The 15,115-nt window shown below is 61.7% G+C and carries 17 protein-coding genes and 1 tRNA gene; 12 read left to right on the forward strand and 6 right to left on the reverse strand.

What is annotated here, in order from left to right; all coding sequences use genetic code 11:
• Positions 1-34 precede the first annotated feature (34 nt).
• The 5 genes from secDF to FJ953_RS05110 all read left to right on the forward strand — a co-directional run bounded on the left by secDF (position 35) and on the right by FJ953_RS05110 (position 5,313).
• Positions 35-2,587: a protein translocase subunit SecDF gene (gene secDF, locus FJ953_RS05090; RefSeq protein ID WP_140495775.1), complete on the forward strand. Its 2,553-nt coding sequence runs from the start codon at positions 35-37 to the stop codon at positions 2,585-2,587.
• A gap of 29 nt (positions 2,588-2,616) precedes the next feature.
• On the forward strand, positions 2,617-3,006 hold the full coding sequence (locus FJ953_RS05095) for an Mth938-like domain-containing protein (RefSeq protein ID WP_140495776.1): 390 nt from the start codon (positions 2,617-2,619) through the stop codon (positions 3,004-3,006).
• Between the two features lie 25 nt (positions 3,007-3,031).
• A complete protein-coding gene (locus FJ953_RS05100; RefSeq protein ID WP_140623388.1) occupies positions 3,032-3,847 on the forward strand; it encodes a phytoene/squalene synthase family protein in 816 nt (271 codons plus the stop codon).
• Positions 3,848-3,928: 81 nt separating this feature from the next.
• A complete protein-coding gene (locus FJ953_RS05105; protein ID WP_140521028.1) occupies positions 3,929-4,363 on the forward strand; it encodes a type II secretion system protein in 435 nt (144 codons plus the stop codon).
• Positions 4,363-5,313 (forward strand): sterol desaturase family protein, encoded by a 951-nt coding sequence (locus FJ953_RS05110; protein WP_181174999.1) that lies wholly within the window; start codon positions 4,363-4,365, stop codon positions 5,311-5,313. The genes FJ953_RS05105 and FJ953_RS05110 overlap by 1 nt, the downstream gene beginning before the upstream one ends.
• On the opposite strand, the gene FJ953_RS05115 is transcribed toward FJ953_RS05110, so the two are convergent.
• From FJ953_RS05115 to FJ953_RS05135, 5 genes are all read right to left on the reverse strand, one after another.
• On the reverse strand, positions 5,314-5,661 hold the full coding sequence (locus FJ953_RS05115; protein WP_318013603.1) for a type II toxin-antitoxin system RelE/ParE family toxin: 348 nt from the start codon (positions 5,659-5,661) through the stop codon (positions 5,314-5,316). It lies immediately after the preceding gene.
• A complete protein-coding gene (locus FJ953_RS05120) occupies positions 5,645-5,935 on the reverse strand; it encodes a type II toxin-antitoxin system ParD family antitoxin (protein WP_140517110.1) in 291 nt (96 codons plus the stop codon). The genes FJ953_RS05115 and FJ953_RS05120 overlap by 17 nt, the downstream gene beginning before the upstream one ends.
• A gap of 67 nt (positions 5,936-6,002) precedes the next feature.
• Complete coding sequence (trmFO, locus tag FJ953_RS05125) at positions 6,003-7,412, reverse strand: methylenetetrahydrofolate--tRNA-(uracil(54)-C(5))-methyltransferase (FADH(2)-oxidizing) TrmFO (RefSeq protein ID WP_140555292.1); 1,410 nt, start codon at positions 7,410-7,412, stop codon at positions 6,003-6,005.
• A gap of 568 nt (positions 7,413-7,980) precedes the next feature.
• Positions 7,981-8,121, reverse strand: coding sequence for a DUF1127 domain-containing protein (locus FJ953_RS05130; RefSeq protein WP_013531314.1), 141 nt, complete (start codon positions 8,119-8,121; stop codon positions 7,981-7,983).
• A gap of 48 nt (positions 8,122-8,169) precedes the next feature.
• Entirely contained in the window at positions 8,170-8,310 is a 141-nt protein-coding gene (locus tag FJ953_RS05135) for a DUF1127 domain-containing protein (RefSeq protein WP_013531315.1), read from the reverse strand.
• A 235-nt stretch (positions 8,311-8,545) separates the two neighbouring features.
• Between FJ953_RS05135 and FJ953_RS05140 the strand changes: the two genes are divergently transcribed.
• The 3 genes from FJ953_RS05140 (at position 8,546) to FJ953_RS05150 (ending at position 10,658) form a co-directional block, all read left to right on the forward strand.
• Positions 8,546-9,664 (forward strand): DUF2157 domain-containing protein, encoded by a 1,119-nt coding sequence (locus FJ953_RS05140; protein WP_140555293.1) that lies wholly within the window; start codon positions 8,546-8,548, stop codon positions 9,662-9,664.
• Complete coding sequence (locus FJ953_RS05145; RefSeq protein ID WP_140555295.1) at positions 9,661-10,245, forward strand: GDYXXLXY domain-containing protein; 585 nt, start codon at positions 9,661-9,663, stop codon at positions 10,243-10,245. The genes FJ953_RS05140 and FJ953_RS05145 overlap by 4 nt, the downstream gene beginning before the upstream one ends.
• A gap of 194 nt (positions 10,246-10,439) precedes the next feature.
• Positions 10,440-10,658 carry a hypothetical protein gene (locus FJ953_RS05150; RefSeq protein WP_140495784.1) on the forward strand — a complete coding sequence of 73 codons (219 nt, stop codon included), beginning with the start codon at positions 10,440-10,442 and terminating at the stop codon, positions 10,656-10,658.
• A 62-nt stretch (positions 10,659-10,720) separates the two neighbouring features.
• Here the strand turns inward: FJ953_RS05150 and FJ953_RS05155 are convergent.
• Positions 10,721-10,805, reverse strand: a tRNA-Leu gene (locus FJ953_RS05155).
• A gap of 475 nt (positions 10,806-11,280) precedes the next feature.
• Here FJ953_RS05155 and tig point away from each other — a divergent pair.
• The 4 genes from tig to FJ953_RS05175 all read left to right on the forward strand — a co-directional run bounded on the left by tig (position 11,281) and on the right by FJ953_RS05175 (position 15,099).
• Positions 11,281-12,756, forward strand: a complete 1,476-nt coding sequence (tig, locus tag FJ953_RS05160) for a trigger factor (RefSeq protein ID WP_140495785.1) — start codon at positions 11,281-11,283, stop codon at positions 12,754-12,756.
• 163 nt (positions 12,757-12,919) lie between these two features.
• A complete protein-coding gene (locus tag FJ953_RS05165; RefSeq protein ID WP_140555296.1) occupies positions 12,920-13,438 on the forward strand; it encodes a hypothetical protein in 519 nt (172 codons plus the stop codon).
• A gap of 192 nt (positions 13,439-13,630) precedes the next feature.
• Positions 13,631-14,011: a cytochrome c family protein gene (locus tag FJ953_RS05170; protein ID WP_140495787.1), complete on the forward strand. Its 381-nt coding sequence runs from the start codon at positions 13,631-13,633 to the stop codon at positions 14,009-14,011.
• A 152-nt stretch (positions 14,012-14,163) separates the two neighbouring features.
• Complete coding sequence (locus FJ953_RS05175) at positions 14,164-15,099, forward strand: heme o synthase (protein ID WP_140555298.1); 936 nt, start codon at positions 14,164-14,166, stop codon at positions 15,097-15,099.
• Positions 15,100-15,115: the final 16 nt, after the last annotated feature.

Raw genomic sequence — 15,115 nt, forward strand, 5'->3', positions numbered from 1 at the left:
GCTGCCGCTTGTACGCCTGAACGGATAAGAACTGATGCTTTATTTCTCGCGCTTCAAGATGATCCTGATCTGGCTGGCCGTGGCCGCCACAGTGGTCCTCGCCGCGCCCAATCTCATTCCCGCAAGCACGCTGGCGCAGCTTCCGAGCTGGGTGCCCAAGCGGCAGATGACGCTCGGCCTCGACCTGCAGGGCGGCTCGCACATCCTGCTCCAGATGGATCAGAACGATCTGGTGAAGGCGCAGCTGGAGACGACGCGTGACGAGATCCGGACACTGCTGCGCGAGGCCAAGATAGGCTATACCGGCCTGGCGGGCACGGGCAGGACCGTACAGGTCCGCATACAGGACCCGAACCAGCTCGATGCGGCCAAGACGGCACTGAAGCCGCTGACCGATCCGGTCGCCGCCAGCCTGTTCACCGGCGGCTCCGTCCAGGAGATGGCGCTGGATGATTCCGAGCCCGGCCTGCTCAAATTCACCGTCACCGACGCCGGCATAAAATATCGCACGTCGGCTGCGTTGGCACAGTCGATCGAAGTCGTCGAACGCCGCGTCAACGAACTCGGCACCACCGAACCGATCGTGCAGCGGCAGGGCGACGACCGCATTCTGGTGCAGGTGCCCGGTTTGCAGGACCCGCAAAGGCTGAAGGAAATCATCGGCCAGACCGCCAAGCTGACCTTCCAGATGGTGGACCAGTCTATGCCGGTGCAGGATGCGCTGAAGGGCCGTCCGCCGGCCGGTTCATCGATCCTCTATTCGCAGGACGATCCGCCGGTTCCCTACCTGATCGAAAACCGCGTCATCGTTTCCGGCGAAGACCTCTCCAAAGCGACCGCAACCTACAACTCGCAGACCAACGAGCCGGTGGTTTCCTTCACCTTCAACTCGCGCGGCGCGACACGGTTCGGGCAGGCGACATCGCAGAATGTCGGCAAGCTGTTCGCCATCATCCTCGACAACCAGGTGATTTCGGCGCCGCAGATCCGCGAGCCGATCCTGGGCGGCAGCGGCCAGATCTCAGGCAATTTCACGGCCGAGAGCGCCAATGACCTCGCGGTCCTGCTGCGCGCAGGCGCGCTGCCGGCAAAGCTGACCGTGATCGAGGAGCGCACGGTGGGTCCGGGCCTCGGCCAGGATTCGATCCATGCCGGCAAGGTCGCCGGCATCATCGGCTCTATCCTTGTCGTCGCCTTCATGTTCGTCGCCTACGGCTTCCTCGGCTTCCTCGCCAACATCGCGCTGGCGGTGCACGTGGCGATGATCGTCGGACTGCTGTCGCTGCTTGGCGCGACACTGACCTTGCCAGGCATTGCCGGTATCGTGCTGACCATCGGCATGGCCGTCGATTCCAACGTGCTGATTTATGAGCGCATCCGCGAGGAGCGGCGCGCCGGACGCTCGGTGATCCAGGCGATCGACACCGGCTTCTCGAAGGCGCTGGCGACGATCGTCGATTCCAACGTCACCTCGCTGATCGCGACCGTGGTGCTGTTCTATCTCGGAACGGGGCCGGTGAAGGGCTTTGCCATCACCTACGCCATCGGCATCCTGACCACGGTGTTCACCGCCTTCACCTTTACCCGGCTGCTGGTGTCCATCTGGCTGCGCCGCGCGCGCCCGAAGGAATTGCCGCGGGCGCCGGTGACCTTCATTCCGCCCGGCACGAAGATCCCGTTCATGGGCATCCGCCGCTGGACCTTCGCGCTGTCGAGCCTGCTGTCGGTCCTGTCGGTGGTGCTGTTCATGACCGTCGACATCAATTACGGCATCGATTTCAAGGGCGGATCGCTGATCGAGGTGAAGTCCAAGAGCGGCAATGCCGATCTTGCCGACATCAGAGCCAGGCTCTCGGAACTGAATATCGGCGAAGTGCAGGTGCAGCAGTTCGGCGAGCCGAATGACGTGCTGATCCGTGTCGGCACGCAGGACGGCGGCGAGAATGCCGAGCAGACCGTCATCGACAAGGTTCGTGGCGAGTTGCAGGACAATTACGATTTCCGCCGCGTCGAGGTGGTGGGACCGACCGTGTCAGGAGAACTGGCCAAGCAAGGCACGATCGCCATGCTGGTCGCGCTGGTGGGTATCCTGATCTATGTCTGGTTCCGCTTCGAATGGCAGTTCGCGGTCGGCGCCATCGTGGCGACGGTCCATGACGTGGTCATGACCATAGGCTTCTTCGTTATAACCGGGCTGGAGTTCAACCAATCGTCGCTGGCGGCGATCCTGACCATCATCGGCTACTCGCTGAACGACACGATCGTGGTCTATGACCGCGTTCGCGAGGATCTCAGGAAATACAAGAAGATGCCGCTGCCGCAGCTCCTCAACAACGCCATCAACGAGACGCTGTCGCGAACGACGCTGACCTCGGTGACGACGATCCTGGCGCTCCTGGCACTGGTGCTGTTCGGCGGCGAGGTGATCCGCTCGTTCACGATGGCAATGCTGTTCGGCGTCATCTTCGGCACCTATTCGTCGATCTTCATCGCCGCGCCGCTGCTGATCCTGTTCAAGCTGCGGCCGCAGGCCACGAGCTCGGACGAGGAAAAGCCGGTCGGCGGCGGCAAGGCGGTCGCGACCTGACGCGCGACCCGAAGGGCGGATCGGCAGGGATGGCCAAAGGCATCGTCATCCGCGAGGCGCATTTCCCCGGCCGCGCCCCTATCGAGGCGTATGGCAATGGCGGCTTCCGCTTCGCCGACATGTCGCATCGCGGTTCGCTTCTGTGCCTGCCGTCGGGTATCCATGGCTGGGAGCCGGCGGACCCATCTGCGCTGACGGTGGCGGATTTCGAACGGCTGCTGGCCCAGGCCGAGAAGATCGAAATCCTGCTGGTCGGCACGGGCAAGGATTTACGACCCTTGCCGGCGGGGCTTCGCGCCGCCTTGAAGACCGCGGGCATAGCCGCCGACCCGATGGCGACCGGTGCAGCGGTGCGGACATATAATGTCCTGCTCGCAGAGGATCGCGCGGTAGCCGCCGCGCTGATCGCCGTCGACTGACGTGGACCAAAAGGGCGAAATCGTCATGGGCGCCGTGCGCGCCGCCGACCATGACCGCTATCTCAGCGCGCTCTACGCGCCGACGGACAAGCGCGAAGCGCTGTTTTCGCTCTACGCCTTCAATGCCGAAATCGCGGGCATTCGGGATCGCATCCGCGAGGCCTTGCCGGGCGAGGTGCGGTTGCAATGGTGGCGCGATGTCATCGCAGCCGAAGGGTCCGAGACGGGCCATCCGATCGCGGATGTGCTGAAGGCCACGATTTCCAGGTACGGCCTGCCGAAACAGGCATTCGAGAATATGCTCGAGGCCCGCATCTTCGACCTCTATGACGACCCGATGCCGTCGCGAACCGATCTCGAAGGCTATTGCGGCGAAACGGCAGCCGCGCTTATTCAACTGGCGGCAATGGTGCTGGATCCAGGAGTGGCGCCACGTTTCGCCGAACTGGCCGGTAGGGCCGGTTGCGCGCAGGCGATTACGGGACTGTTGCTCCTGCTGCCGCTGCACCGCAGTCGCGGACAGTGTTTTGTTCCGGCCGATATCCTGGCCGCGGCGGGTTCGTCTCCGGAGGAATTCGTCACCGACCATGGTGGACCAGGTGCGCAGCGCGCCGTCGCCGCCATGATCGCGCTGGCGCGGGAGCATCTCTCGGCCTTCGAGAAAGGCGCATCGGATTTGCCGGCTTCGCTGCGCCCGGCCTTTCTGCCACTGGTCCTGTCACGAGCCTACCTGACGAAAATGGAACGCGGTCCGCCGCTCAACGGCACGGTGCGACTCTCGACCATGCGCCGCCACTGGCTCATGCTGCGTCGCGCCATGGTGGGCTGGCCAGCAGTTTGACGTAAACGTCAATTGTGATAAGGGATCGCTCAACCGGAACTGTTGCCAAGACAACAGGCCGGCTGGAGGAGATGCCTGTCCATGAGCCTGCCCGTGCTGGTCGTGATCGTCGTATTCGGCATCGCGTTGTCGGTCGCCGCCGTTCATTTCACCGGCGGCAGCCGCAAGGCCAGGCTGGCCGATGCAGAGCAGGCGCGAGAGCGTTTTGCCGAGGATTTTCCGGATGAACCGGCGGCCGCCATCCACCTCACATCCGATGGCCGAACCGCGTTCCTGGAACTCGGGCGAGGGCGCCTTGGCATCGTCCATGCCATCGGAGATCGTTTCCTGACGCGTATCATCACGCCGCGCGATGTATTGGCGCGGAGTGACGATGGTGCCGGGACGATTGCGCTGCGCCTTGCCGATTTCACCTGGAAAGGCGGTCACTTCACCTTCGCTAACGCTGCCGACGCGCACGCTGTGCTAAGAGTTCTTCAGCCGCAGCATCCTAGTTCGACCAAGGAGGCCGCGTGATGGGCGATTACAATTTCCCGCAGGTTACCCAGCTCGCCATCCCGTTCTTCGTTGCCGTCATCCTGATCGAGCTGTGGCTGGTGCGCACCGGCCGGGCCAAGGGCTCGTTCGAGACGCACGACACGCTGACCAGCCTGATGATGGGCACCGGCAATGTCGTCGCCGGGCTGCTGCTCGGCGTCGTCTCCTACTGGGCGCTGCTGTGGCTCTGGCAGTTCCGTTTCTTCAACCTCGGCCTGTCGATCTGGGTGTTCCTGGCGGCCTTCCTGCTCGATGATTTGCGCTACTACATCTACCACCGCATCGCGCATCGGGTGCGCTGGGTGTGGGCCGAGCACGTCAACCACCATTCCAGCCAGCACTACAATCTGTCGACGGCACTCAGGCAGAGCTGGACGGGCCTGTTCACCTTCATGTTCGTGCTGCAGGCGCCGCTGGTGCTGCTCGGCTTCCATCCGGCGGTGATTGCCTTCACCTTCGGCTTCAACCTTATCTGGCAGTTCTGGATCCACACCGAGACGATCGGCAAGATGTGGGGCTGGTTCGAATTCGTCTTCAACACGCCCTCGCACCACCGCGTCCACCACGCCACCAATCCGCGCTACCTTGACGCCAACTACGCCGGCACGTTGATCATCTGGGACCGCATGTTCGCCACCTTCGTCGAAGAGTTGGAAGAGGACCGCCCGCGCTACGGCATCGTGAAAAATCTTGGCACCTTCAATCCGCTGAAAGTGGCTTTCCACGAATGGATCGGCATGTTCAGGGATGCCTTCGCACCTGATCTGACCCTGAGCGACCGCCTGAACTACCTGATCAAGCCGCCCGGCTGGAGCCATGACGGCTCGCGCGAAACCTCCGAGAGCCTGAAAGCAGCCTATGTCAGGCGAAATCCGGGTGAGGCCGGGAAGCCCGGGCTGCGACCGGCGCGTGCCGAGCCGGCCGAGTAGTTATTTCGTAGCCCTTTCTAGGAAAGGCCACTCGATCCGCCATCTCGCATCAATGTCTCGTAGTCGCGGCCACTGTAGAAGATGTTGACGACGCGAATGATGTCGCTCTCGATTATAGGCTATGACGGCGGAGTGCTCGAACGGAACGGTTCGCAGTCCCGGCACGATGTCGTCGCGCAGGCGACCGCCACGAGGTGCGTTGCCGATGTTTTGACAATGGTCTTCAATTCGAAGCACGAATCTCAGCGCCGCGTTGGGGCTTCCGCCCGACTCAACTATGTATCTGAAAATGTTGGTAAGATCGTCTTTGGCACTTTCGCGATACTCGACCTCAAGCCGCCGAATCATCAATGCGGCTCGAATATTGCTCAGCGAATTTCTTAAGCTGGTCGCGAACCTCTTTTCCGGAAAGGTTCGGCCTTGTGTCCTCAATCGAAGATTTTACCCGCGCCCGGATCGACGCCATGCGTTCGGCATGCTCGTCCTCTTCGCGCTGGAAAGCGCGAAGTGCTGCGCGAATGACTTCGCTCGCCGAGCCGAAGGAACCGTCCTCGACTTTTTCGCGGATCATGCGCGCCATGGCGGGCGTGACGGTGACGGACAGTTTCTCGGCTGGTTCCAAGCGATGACTCCAATGATCGAGCGAGTAGGATACTATCCTACTTTCCGCGGCAAGCCAATCTGAAAGGCTATTCCGCCGCTTGAGCTTGCGCCGGCAGCCCCAGCCATTGCCGGCAATCACCCAGCGCACGCGACGTGATCGCGTGCCTTTTGGCGACCGTCTTGTCCTTGCCGCGCAGGCGCTTGCCTTCGATCTTCACCGCCTCGACAGGCGGGAACAGGCCGAAATTGACGTTCATCGGCTGGAAAGAGCGCTTTCCCGGCTCGTCGTCTGAAACAATGTGTCCGCCGGTGATGTGGCTGAGCAGCGCTCCGAACGCCGTGGTGAGTGGCGGCAGCGACGGCGCGTGGCCGAGCCGCTCGGCAGCGGCGAAGCGGCCGGCGAGCAGGCCGATGGCGGCGCTTTCAACATAGCCTTCGCAACCGGTGATCTGGCCGGCGAAACGCAGGCCCGGGCGCGACTTCAGCTGCAGCGAGGCGTCGAGCAAGGTCGGCGAGTTGATGTAGGTGTTGCGATGCAGGCCGCCGAGGCGGGCGAATTCGGCGTTCTCCAGACCAGGAATCGTGCGGAAAATGCGCACCTGCTCGGCGTGCTTCAATTTGGTCTGAAAGCCGACCATGTTGTAGAGTGTGCCCAGCGCATTGTCCTGCCGCAGTTGCACGACGGCGTAGGCCTTGACGGTTGGATTGTGCGCATTGGTCAGGCCCATCGGCTTCATCGGCCCGTAGCGCAGCGTCTCGACGCCACGCTCGGCCATGATCTCGATCGGCAGGCAGCCGTCGAAATAGGGCGTGCCTTCCCATTGCTTGAATTCTGTTTTCTGGCCGTCCACCAGTGCCTGCACGAAGGCAAGATACTGGTCCTTGTCCATGGGGCAGTTGATGTAGTCCTTGCCGGTGCCGCCGGGCCCGACCTTGTCGTAGCGCGACTGGAACCAGCAGGTGTCCATGTCGATCGTGTCGAAATGAATGATCGGCGCGATGGCGTCGAAGAAGGCGAGCGCATCGGCGCCGGTTGCCTCGGCGATCGATTGGGCAAGCGACGGTGCGGTCAGCGGGCCGGTGGCGATGATGGCCTGGTCCCATTCGACCGGCGGCAAGCCGGGAACCTCCTCGCGCTGGATGGAGATCAGCGGATGTGCCTCGATCCTGGCCGTCACCGCGTCGGAAAATCCGTCGCGGTCCACGGCCAGCGCCCCGCCGGCCGGCACCTGGTTGGCGTCGCCGGCGCTCATGATCAGCGAGCCGGCCAGCCGCATTTCGGCATGCAAAAGACCGACGGCGTTGTTCTCGGCGTCGTCGGAGCGGAAGGAATTGGAGCAGACGAGTTCGGCCAGACCGTCGGTCTTGTGCGCCTCTGTGCCGCGAACGGGCCGCATTTCGTGCAGCACAACGGGAACGCCGGCTTGGGCTGCCTGCCATGCGGCTTCGGATCCGGCGAGGCCACCGCCGATGATGTGGATGGGGTTTTTGCTCATGAGCGCCGGAATAATCGCTTGGCGGGACGATTGCAATTGCTGCGCCTGGAACGACATGGCCGCGGCGGCGAAGGCTGCCCTGAAAACAACAACACCCGCCGGGGGAGGAGGTCCGGCGGGTGTCGTTTTGGGGGTCGACCCTCGGGAGGAGGTGAAGGCCGACCGTATTCGTCATCGCCGGGGAGGAGGTCGGCTTTGACGAAATTCCTTTCGCCGTTTGAAAAGGGGCGAAGCCTCTGGAGCAAAATTCGTTTTGCTCCGGGGAAACAACGCCCGCCGCGGGAGGAGGTGCGGCGGGCGCCGTTTGGGTGGCCAACCTTCGGGAGGAGGTGAAGGTCGGGCCTATCCGTCATCGCCGGGGAGGAGGTCGGCTTTGACGAAATTCTTTTCGCCATTTTGAAGAGGGGCGAAGCCTCTGGAGCAAAACTCGTTTTGCTCCGAGAAACAACGCCCGCCGCGGGAGGAGGTGCGGCGGGCGCCGTTTTGGTGGTCAACCCTTGGGAGGAGGTAAGGGGTGACCGTATTCGTCAGGGTCGGGGAGGAGGTCGACCCTGGCGAAATTCCGTTGTTAGATCGCCTGGCGGGCGATGATCTTGATTTCGTCGCGGACGATGCCGAGATCGTGCAGCTGGCGGTTGGAAAGGCGACCCAGCTCGGTAACCGTCTCGCGATAAACGCGCCAGTTACGATAGTTGCGGATCAGGTTCATTGTCATGCTCTTCTCGAAACTGGTTCGGACCATTCGCGGTCCGAAGGATTAGACCGCCTTGCGAGCGACGTAAGGAATGTCGCTGCGGCTGATGCCGAGGTCGGTCAGTTCACGGTTGCTCAGGCGGCTCAGCTCGGAAACTGTGTCCCGGTAGCGGCGCCAGTTGCGGTAGTTGCGGATCAGGTTCATGGTATTTCTCGTTTCGTCTTTTCTTGCGGATCATTCCGTTTGTGTACAAACCATAAATAGGCGGGCCCATATCGATTTAAAAGCGCTATGGCTGCATGGCAGCAATGCAAATTGTGCAATGCAACATTAACAAGCCTTCGCGGACCTGACACAAAGAAGCCAGAATCAGAAAGTGCCGTGACGTCAACGGTTTGGCAGCTCCAGCTGAAAAACCGACCAAGCAGCAGGGGGAAGCATGGCGGGCTACGCGACACGGGTCAGGTCGGACATTGCGCGATGGCTTGAGGCCGGACTGATCGACGCCCCGACGGCCGATGCATTGCGGCGCGACGTCGAGATCAACGCGCGCCAGTCGTTGAGCTTCGGTTCGATCCTGGCGATGATGGCGGCGCTGCTGTTCGGCGCGGCCATCCTGATCTTCGTCGCCGCCAACTGGGAAGCCATCCCGCGGCTGGCGCGCGTTGCCGCGCTCTTTGCCGTGATCCTTGGCGGCTATGTCGGCGGTGCAGTGCTGAAAACCCGCGACCACGCGGCGATCGGCGAGGCGTTGTGGATCGTGGCGGCGGCGGCTTTCGGCGGTTCGATCGCGCTGATCGGCCAGATGTACCATCTGTCGGGCGACGAGGCCTCGGCCTTGATCACCTGGGGCGCCGGCACCGCATTGGCGGCGGTGGCGCTGCGGTCCAACCCGCTGACCGTCGCCGCGGTCGGCATCGCCGACGCCTGGCTGTTCCTGAAAGGGTTCGACTATTTCAATCGCAGCGAATTTCCGCATCTCTTCCTCGTCATGGCGGCTGTGCTGTTTGCCGTCTCGTTCTGGACCCGCAGCCAGGCGGCGCGGCACCTGATCATCCTGTCGCTGCTCTTCTATCTTGTGCTGGTCGCCGTGGATCACGAGACGCTGCCTGTGGCGATCCCGCTGGTCATCGTATCGGTATTGTTGTTCGTGGCTTCCCTCTTCGCGCCGGAACCGGTAGACCGGATCGTGCAGCTTGGCGGCCGCTTGCCGCTGCATGCTCTGCTTGGCTTCCTCACCGGACTGGCCATCATCCAGTTCGAACTGGCCGGCGAAAGCAGCTACGACAGAGGCTTCGCCATTGCTTCGGTCGTCGCGCTGGCCGGCATTGTCGCCGCCATTGTGCTCGCGGGGCGCGAGAGCCGTGGCCTGCGCTGGCTTGCCTATCTCGGCTTCGCCTTCGAACTCGCCATGATCTATGTCGTGACCTTGCAGTCGATGCTCGACACCGCCGGCTTCTTCCTTGCCGCGGCGGTGCTGCTTGGCATCCTGGCGATCGTCATCATCCGCGTGGAGAAACGCATGAAGGATCCGGCCACCGGAGGAGCCACGGCATGATGACCGGAAAGAGGCTCGTCATCTCGGCGCTGGTGCTGGCGCTCGTCCAGATCGGCTTCCTGGGTTGGATCATCGCCGGCCGGGCGGCGATCCTGCGCAGCGGCAAGGAAGTGCTGCTGAAGATCGAGCCTGTCGATCCGCGCGACCTGCTGCGCGGCGACCATATCATCCTCGGCTACGACATCTCGCGCATACCGGTGAAGATGATCGCCAACATCCCGGCCGGAAAACTTTCCAGCGACGACACCTCGATCGTCGTCCGTCTGAAGAAGAACGCCGACGGCTACTGGACGCCGAGCGCCGCGTGGTTCGGCGCGGCGCCGACACCGACCGGTGCCGACGAGGCCGATATTCGCGGTCATGTCGCCGGAGGCTGGGATCTTCGCGGCGAGGGACTGACGATCGCGCCGGATTACGGCATCGAACGGTTCTACCTGCCGGAAGGCGAGGGGATGGCAATCCAGAACGACATGCGGGTACGCCCGTTCGGGATCCGTCTTGCACTGGCCAGCGACGGCACCGCCCAGATCAAGGCGCTGGTGGACGGCGACAAGACGCTGTTTCAGGAGCCTCTATATTAAGGTGTGCAGGGGTGGGCTGCCATCCATAGCTTGAACGGGGAGGGCGGTGCGGCCTCGAAGGCTCAAGCCTTGGAAGCTTACGTCTAATCGACCTCAGGGGCGTCCTTTAGGCGCTAGCGTCTCGCCACTGGATTGTGTTGCGTGGTAGGTATATTCTCGACGCTGGCGGTGGCATTCAGAAAGATGGAAAGCCCATGGCGACCGGGTACTTGGATCACCAGTTGGAGTGTCCTTTTTGCGGCACAATAAGGCTGCGGATTCCTGCCGATGCCGAACCTTCGACGGGCATCCGGTGCGACGACTGCGGTCAGTATCTTGGCACATGGGACGAATTGCAGGATGATTTCCAGCGCCAAGGCGGTAACGATGGCATCTTCCGCCTCGACAAGGGACGTATCAAGAAGCTCGCCTAGGCAGTGTCCTGATTTCCTGCCAGCGCCTGTGCGCTAGTGGACTATCCGATGCCATGCGGCAGTGGTGCGCGTGAAGGGACTCGAACCCCCAAGCCTTGCGGCGGCAGGACCTAAACCTGCTGTGTCTACCAGTTCCACCACACGCGCCTCGGGCGGGCTGTAGCAGAGCCTCGGCGGCCTTGTCGAGGTCTTGGGAGTGAGGTGGAATACCGCATCGTCCTTTGAATATCGCGGCAGCCGCCAGCCGCGACCTGAGGGTCTGGCAATTCCGTCACGCCCGCACGGTCTGGCGATCCCATTAGCCATCATTCTGTCAATGTCAGGGCCGAAATGATGGTTATTCGCCTAAACGCGAAGATGGTTGAAAATTGGCCTCGCCTGTGACAAAAGGCGTGTCGAATGTGACGGGACGCGACGATCCGCTTCTGCAAAATGTGATAAGAAGTAGGAAAAACAAAGACTTATTCACATTTTGGAACGCAGTTTGGAAGAGTTTGAGCCGTATTTCAGGTCAAATCGCCAGGTTCCGTACCAAAAGCCATTCCCGGCAAGATTATACCGGCAGGCTGTGAACGGCAGAGAGCCGTTTGGCAGCCTCATTGGTGAAAACAAAGGTTTTACGATGCAGGTCACCGAAACACTCAATTCCGGTCTCAAGCGCGAGATCAAGATCACCGTGCCGGCTGGTGACATGGAAGCCAAGCTGATGGCGCGGCTGACGGACGCCAGGAACAAGGTTCGCATCAACGGCTTCCGTCCCGGCAAGGTGCCGGTGCAGCACCTGCGCAAGGTCTATGGCAAGTCGTTCATGGCCGAAGTGGTCAACGAGATCCTCAACGATTCGACCCGGTCGATCATTTCGGGCCGCGGCGAAAAAGCCGCCATGCAGCCCGAAGTCATCATGACCGAGGACGAGAAGGAAGCCGAGAAGATCCTGGCCGGCGGCGCCGACTTCGAATTCCGCCTTAACTACGAGATCATCCCGCCCATCGAGATCAAGGATTTTTCCGACATCAAGGTGACGCGCCAGGTGTTCGACGTCCCTGACGCGGAGATTGACGAGCAGGTCAAGCGCGTCGCCGAATCGGCGCGCAGCTACGAGCCGAAGACCGGCAAGGCGGCCGAAGGCGACCGCGTCACGATCGACTATGTCGGCAAGATCGACGGCGAGGCCTTTGCCGGCGGCGCCGGCACGGATCAGCCGCTGGTGCTTGGCTCCAAGGAATTCATTCCGGGCTTCGAGGATCAGCTCATCGGCGCCAAGGCCGGCGATGAAAAGCAGGTCACCGTGACCTTCCCGGAAAACTACCAGGCGGCGCATCTGGCCGGCAAGGAAGCGACTTTCGACGTCACGGTCAAAGAAGTGTCCAAGCCGGGCGAACTCGAAATCAACGATGAGACCGCCAAGAACCTCGGCCTGGAATCGCTGGAGCGCCTGCGCGATGTGGTGCGTGGCCAGATCGAGAGCCAGTTCGGCTCGATGACGCGCCAGAAGGTCAAGCGCCAGCTGCTCGACCAGCTTGACGCGGCTTACTCGTTCGAGGCGCCTTCGAGGCTTGTCGAGGCCGAGTTCAATAACATCTGGGCGCAGGTCAACCGCGATCTGGAAGCGGCCGGCCGCACCTTCGCCGATGAAGAGACGACCGAGGAAGAAGCGCGCGCCGAATATATGCGGCTCGCCGAGCGCCGCGTGCGCCTTGGTCTTGTGCTGGCCGAGATCGGCGAGAAGGCCGGGGTCACCGTGTCGGACGAGGAATTGCAGCGCGGTCTGTTCGAGCAGGTTCGTCGCTTCCCGGCCAACCAGCAGCAGGAAGCCTTCGAGTTCTACCGCAACAATCCCGAGGCGCTGAACGCGCTGCGCGCGCCGATGTTCGAGGAGAAGGTGGTCGATCACCTGCTCGGGCAGATCTCGGTCACCGACGTCAAGGTCAGCAAGGAAGAGCTGATGGCCGACGACGAGGAAGCCGAGACCGCGACCAAGGCGAAGCCGGCGAAGAAGGCCGCGTCGAAGAAGACTGAAGACAAGAAGAGCGATGACGCGGAAGAGCCGAAGAAGAAGGCAGCGCCGAAGAAAAAGGCCGCCAAGGACGCCGAGTAAATCCCGAGTTGATGGAACTGACGAAGGCCGCCCCTCGAGGCGGCCTTTTTCGTTGCGAAACTGCAACAGCCAATCCGTTTCGCGGACGGTGACCATTGTCGATACCAAGCATTGATCACTATCTGCGCTCCTGCTGCAAACCACAGGGTTGTTGGAGGGGCGGTTGAGCCTATTCTTCGAAACGCGACGCGTCGTCGCCTTGGCGATCGTCCTGGCCCTTGCCTGCGATTTCGCCCAGGCCGATGCCGGCACCTGGCGCATCGGCACGGACGATGACGGCCTTGTCACGGCTTCGGTCCATGCCACCAACAAGCTGATCACCGGCGGTGGCGCCCTGAGCTATAGCCCGATCCTGACCATCGCCTGCCGCCCGGACAGCCAACCGCGCTGGACCGAATGGTTGCAATTGAACGACACCGTCTCGGCCAATCGCAAGATCACCATGTCGGTCACCGTCGACGACGACAACAAGTTCGACGAGAGCTGGTTGGTCGGCCCGCGCGGCCGCATGCTGGTGCGCGATGGCGCCGACGGCATAAAGCGCCTTACCGCCGCGAACCGGCTCCAGCTTTCGTGGCGCTTCGGGCTGCTGTCGGGGCGGGGCCACGCCGATTTCGACCTGACCGGATTTGATGAAGCGGTCAGCCAGCTCGCCGGCAGCTGCAACGCTGCTATGCCTTGATCCGCTGCGGACAACCTAAACCTTTGTAGGTCGACCTCTTCTACCTGCCGGCCAGATTCCGTGGTATATAGAGGCCGCAATTTCATATGGGAGAAGCGGACAATCTGTTCTGCCGTACAAGGCGCATCGCTGACGATGCTGGCTTATACCAGATCGTCTCAGGCGCATTTGACGATCAGGGAGGAAAAAGTCATGCGCTTAGCCGCATTTTTCGCCGTCGTGTTTGTTGCAACCTTCGTCGCTAATCCATCGCAGGCTCAGGATACTGCGGCTGGCGAGAAGGTCTTCACCAAATGCAAGGCCTGCCACATTGCGGACGAGGACAAGAACAAGATCGGTCCATCGCTGCACGGCGTCATCGGCCGCACTGCCGGTACGCATCCCGGTTTCAAATATTCCGACGCCATGATTGCGGCCGGCAAATCCGGCGTCAAATGGGACGAACCAACACTGATGACCTATCTTCACGATCCCAAGGCTATGGTCAAAGGCACCAAGATGGCGTTTCCCGGCCTCAAGAACGATGCAGACGTGACCAACGTCATCGCCTATTTGAAAACGTTCTCCAAGTGACTTTCTCCTCCGCCATGCGTCTATCCTCTCGTTCGCCGTGATCTCGTCCGAACCCGAAGGGGCCGCGTAAGCAAAAACCGGGTTTCAATTTCGCTCACGCGTGCCTTCGGTTCGGGATCATGGCCTAGGTTTCTTGCTTCCATCGGTCTGAGATGTCGACTAGGGAAAGCCGCCTCAAGGATATCGTCATCCGCCTTCCGGAAGCGACGGCGGGTGATTTCTTCGCGCTTTTAAAACCGCGGGTCATGGCGCTTGCCGTATTCACTGCTTTCGTGGGCCTAATGACGGCGCCTGGCCCGACGAATCCGGTCATCGCGGTGATCGCCATCAGTGCGATTGCGATGGGAGCAGGCGCGGCCGGGGCGCTCAACATGTGGTACGACGCGGACATAGATGCGTTGATGTCTCGCACGTCCAAGCGGCCAATCCCGTCGGGCCGCGTCGCGCCAGGCGAAGCCCTCGGCTTCGGTCTGGTGCTTTCCGCACTTTCGGTGACGGTGCTCGGCGTGCTGGTGGGGTGGCTTGCCGCATCGCTGCTGGCATTCACCATCTTCTTCTACGTCGTCATCTATACGATCTGGCTGAAACGCTCGACACCGCAGAACATCGTCATAGGTGGCGCGGCAGGCGCTCTTCCTCCGGTGATCGGGTGGGCTGCTGCCACCGGCGCCATCGGCATTGAAAGCATCATTCTGTTCCTGATCATTTTCCTCTGGACACCACCGCATTTCTGGGCGCTAGCCCTGTTCAAGGTCGGACAGTACGCCGCGGCGGGCGTCCCCATGATGCCGAACGTGGCTGGCCAACCCTCGACCAGAAAGCAAATCTTGGCCTATTCGCTGGTTCTGGCGCCAATCGGCGTGCTTCCCTGGGCCTTTGGATTCGCGAGCGGATATTACGGGACTGTCTCGACCGTCTTGGGTGCGGGATTCGTCTGGCGCGCCTGCAAGGTGCTCACCATCCCCGACAAGGAGATGAAGCAAGCAAAGGCGTTGTTTTCTTATTCGATTTTCTATCTGTTCGCGATCTTTGCAACGTTACTTGCCGACACTATTGTAATGCGTACGATCGCATCAGCCGGCCATTGACGCCGGCGCAAAACAT

Source organism: Mesorhizobium sp. B2-3-6, assembly GCF_006442305.1.
Taxonomy (GTDB): Bacteria; Pseudomonadota; Alphaproteobacteria; order Rhizobiales; family Rhizobiaceae; genus Mesorhizobium.

Bases quoted from the DNA above. Each gene is read 5' to 3' on its own strand.
- secDF (WP_140495775.1), top strand. From the start codon at position 35: ATGCTTTATTTCTCGCGCTTCAAGATGATCCTGATCTGGCTGGCCGTG.
- FJ953_RS05095 (WP_140495776.1), top strand. From the start codon at position 2,617: ATGGCCAAAGGCATCGTCATCCGCGAGGCGCATTTCCCCGGCCGCGCC.
- FJ953_RS05100 (WP_140623388.1), top strand. From the start codon at position 3,032: ATGGGCGCCGTGCGCGCCGCCGACCATGACCGCTATCTCAGCGCGCTC.
- FJ953_RS05105 (WP_140521028.1), top strand. From the start codon at position 3,929: ATGAGCCTGCCCGTGCTGGTCGTGATCGTCGTATTCGGCATCGCGTTG.
- FJ953_RS05110 (WP_181174999.1), top strand. From the start codon at position 4,363: ATGGGCGATTACAATTTCCCGCAGGTTACCCAGCTCGCCATCCCGTTC.
- FJ953_RS05115 (WP_318013603.1), bottom strand. From the start codon at position 5,661: ATGATTCGGCGGCTTGAGGTCGAGTATCGCGAAAGTGCCAAAGACGAT.
- trmFO (WP_140555292.1), bottom strand. From the start codon at position 7,412: ATGAGCAAAAACCCCATCCACATCATCGGCGGTGGCCTCGCCGGATCC.
- FJ953_RS05130 (WP_013531314.1), bottom strand. From the start codon at position 8,121: ATGAACCTGATCCGCAACTATCGTAACTGGCGCGTTTATCGCGAGACG.
- FJ953_RS05135 (WP_013531315.1), bottom strand. From the start codon at position 8,310: ATGAACCTGATCCGCAACTACCGCAACTGGCGCCGCTACCGGGACACA.
- FJ953_RS05140 (WP_140555293.1), top strand. From the start codon at position 8,546: ATGGCGGGCTACGCGACACGGGTCAGGTCGGACATTGCGCGATGGCTT.
- FJ953_RS05145 (WP_140555295.1), top strand. From the start codon at position 9,661: ATGATGACCGGAAAGAGGCTCGTCATCTCGGCGCTGGTGCTGGCGCTC.
- FJ953_RS05150 (WP_140495784.1), top strand. From the start codon at position 10,440: ATGGCGACCGGGTACTTGGATCACCAGTTGGAGTGTCCTTTTTGCGGC.
- tig (WP_140495785.1), top strand. From the start codon at position 11,281: ATGCAGGTCACCGAAACACTCAATTCCGGTCTCAAGCGCGAGATCAAG.
- FJ953_RS05170 (WP_140495787.1), top strand. From the start codon at position 13,631: ATGCGCTTAGCCGCATTTTTCGCCGTCGTGTTTGTTGCAACCTTCGTC.
- FJ953_RS05175 (WP_140555298.1), top strand. From the start codon at position 14,164: ATGTCGACTAGGGAAAGCCGCCTCAAGGATATCGTCATCCGCCTTCCG.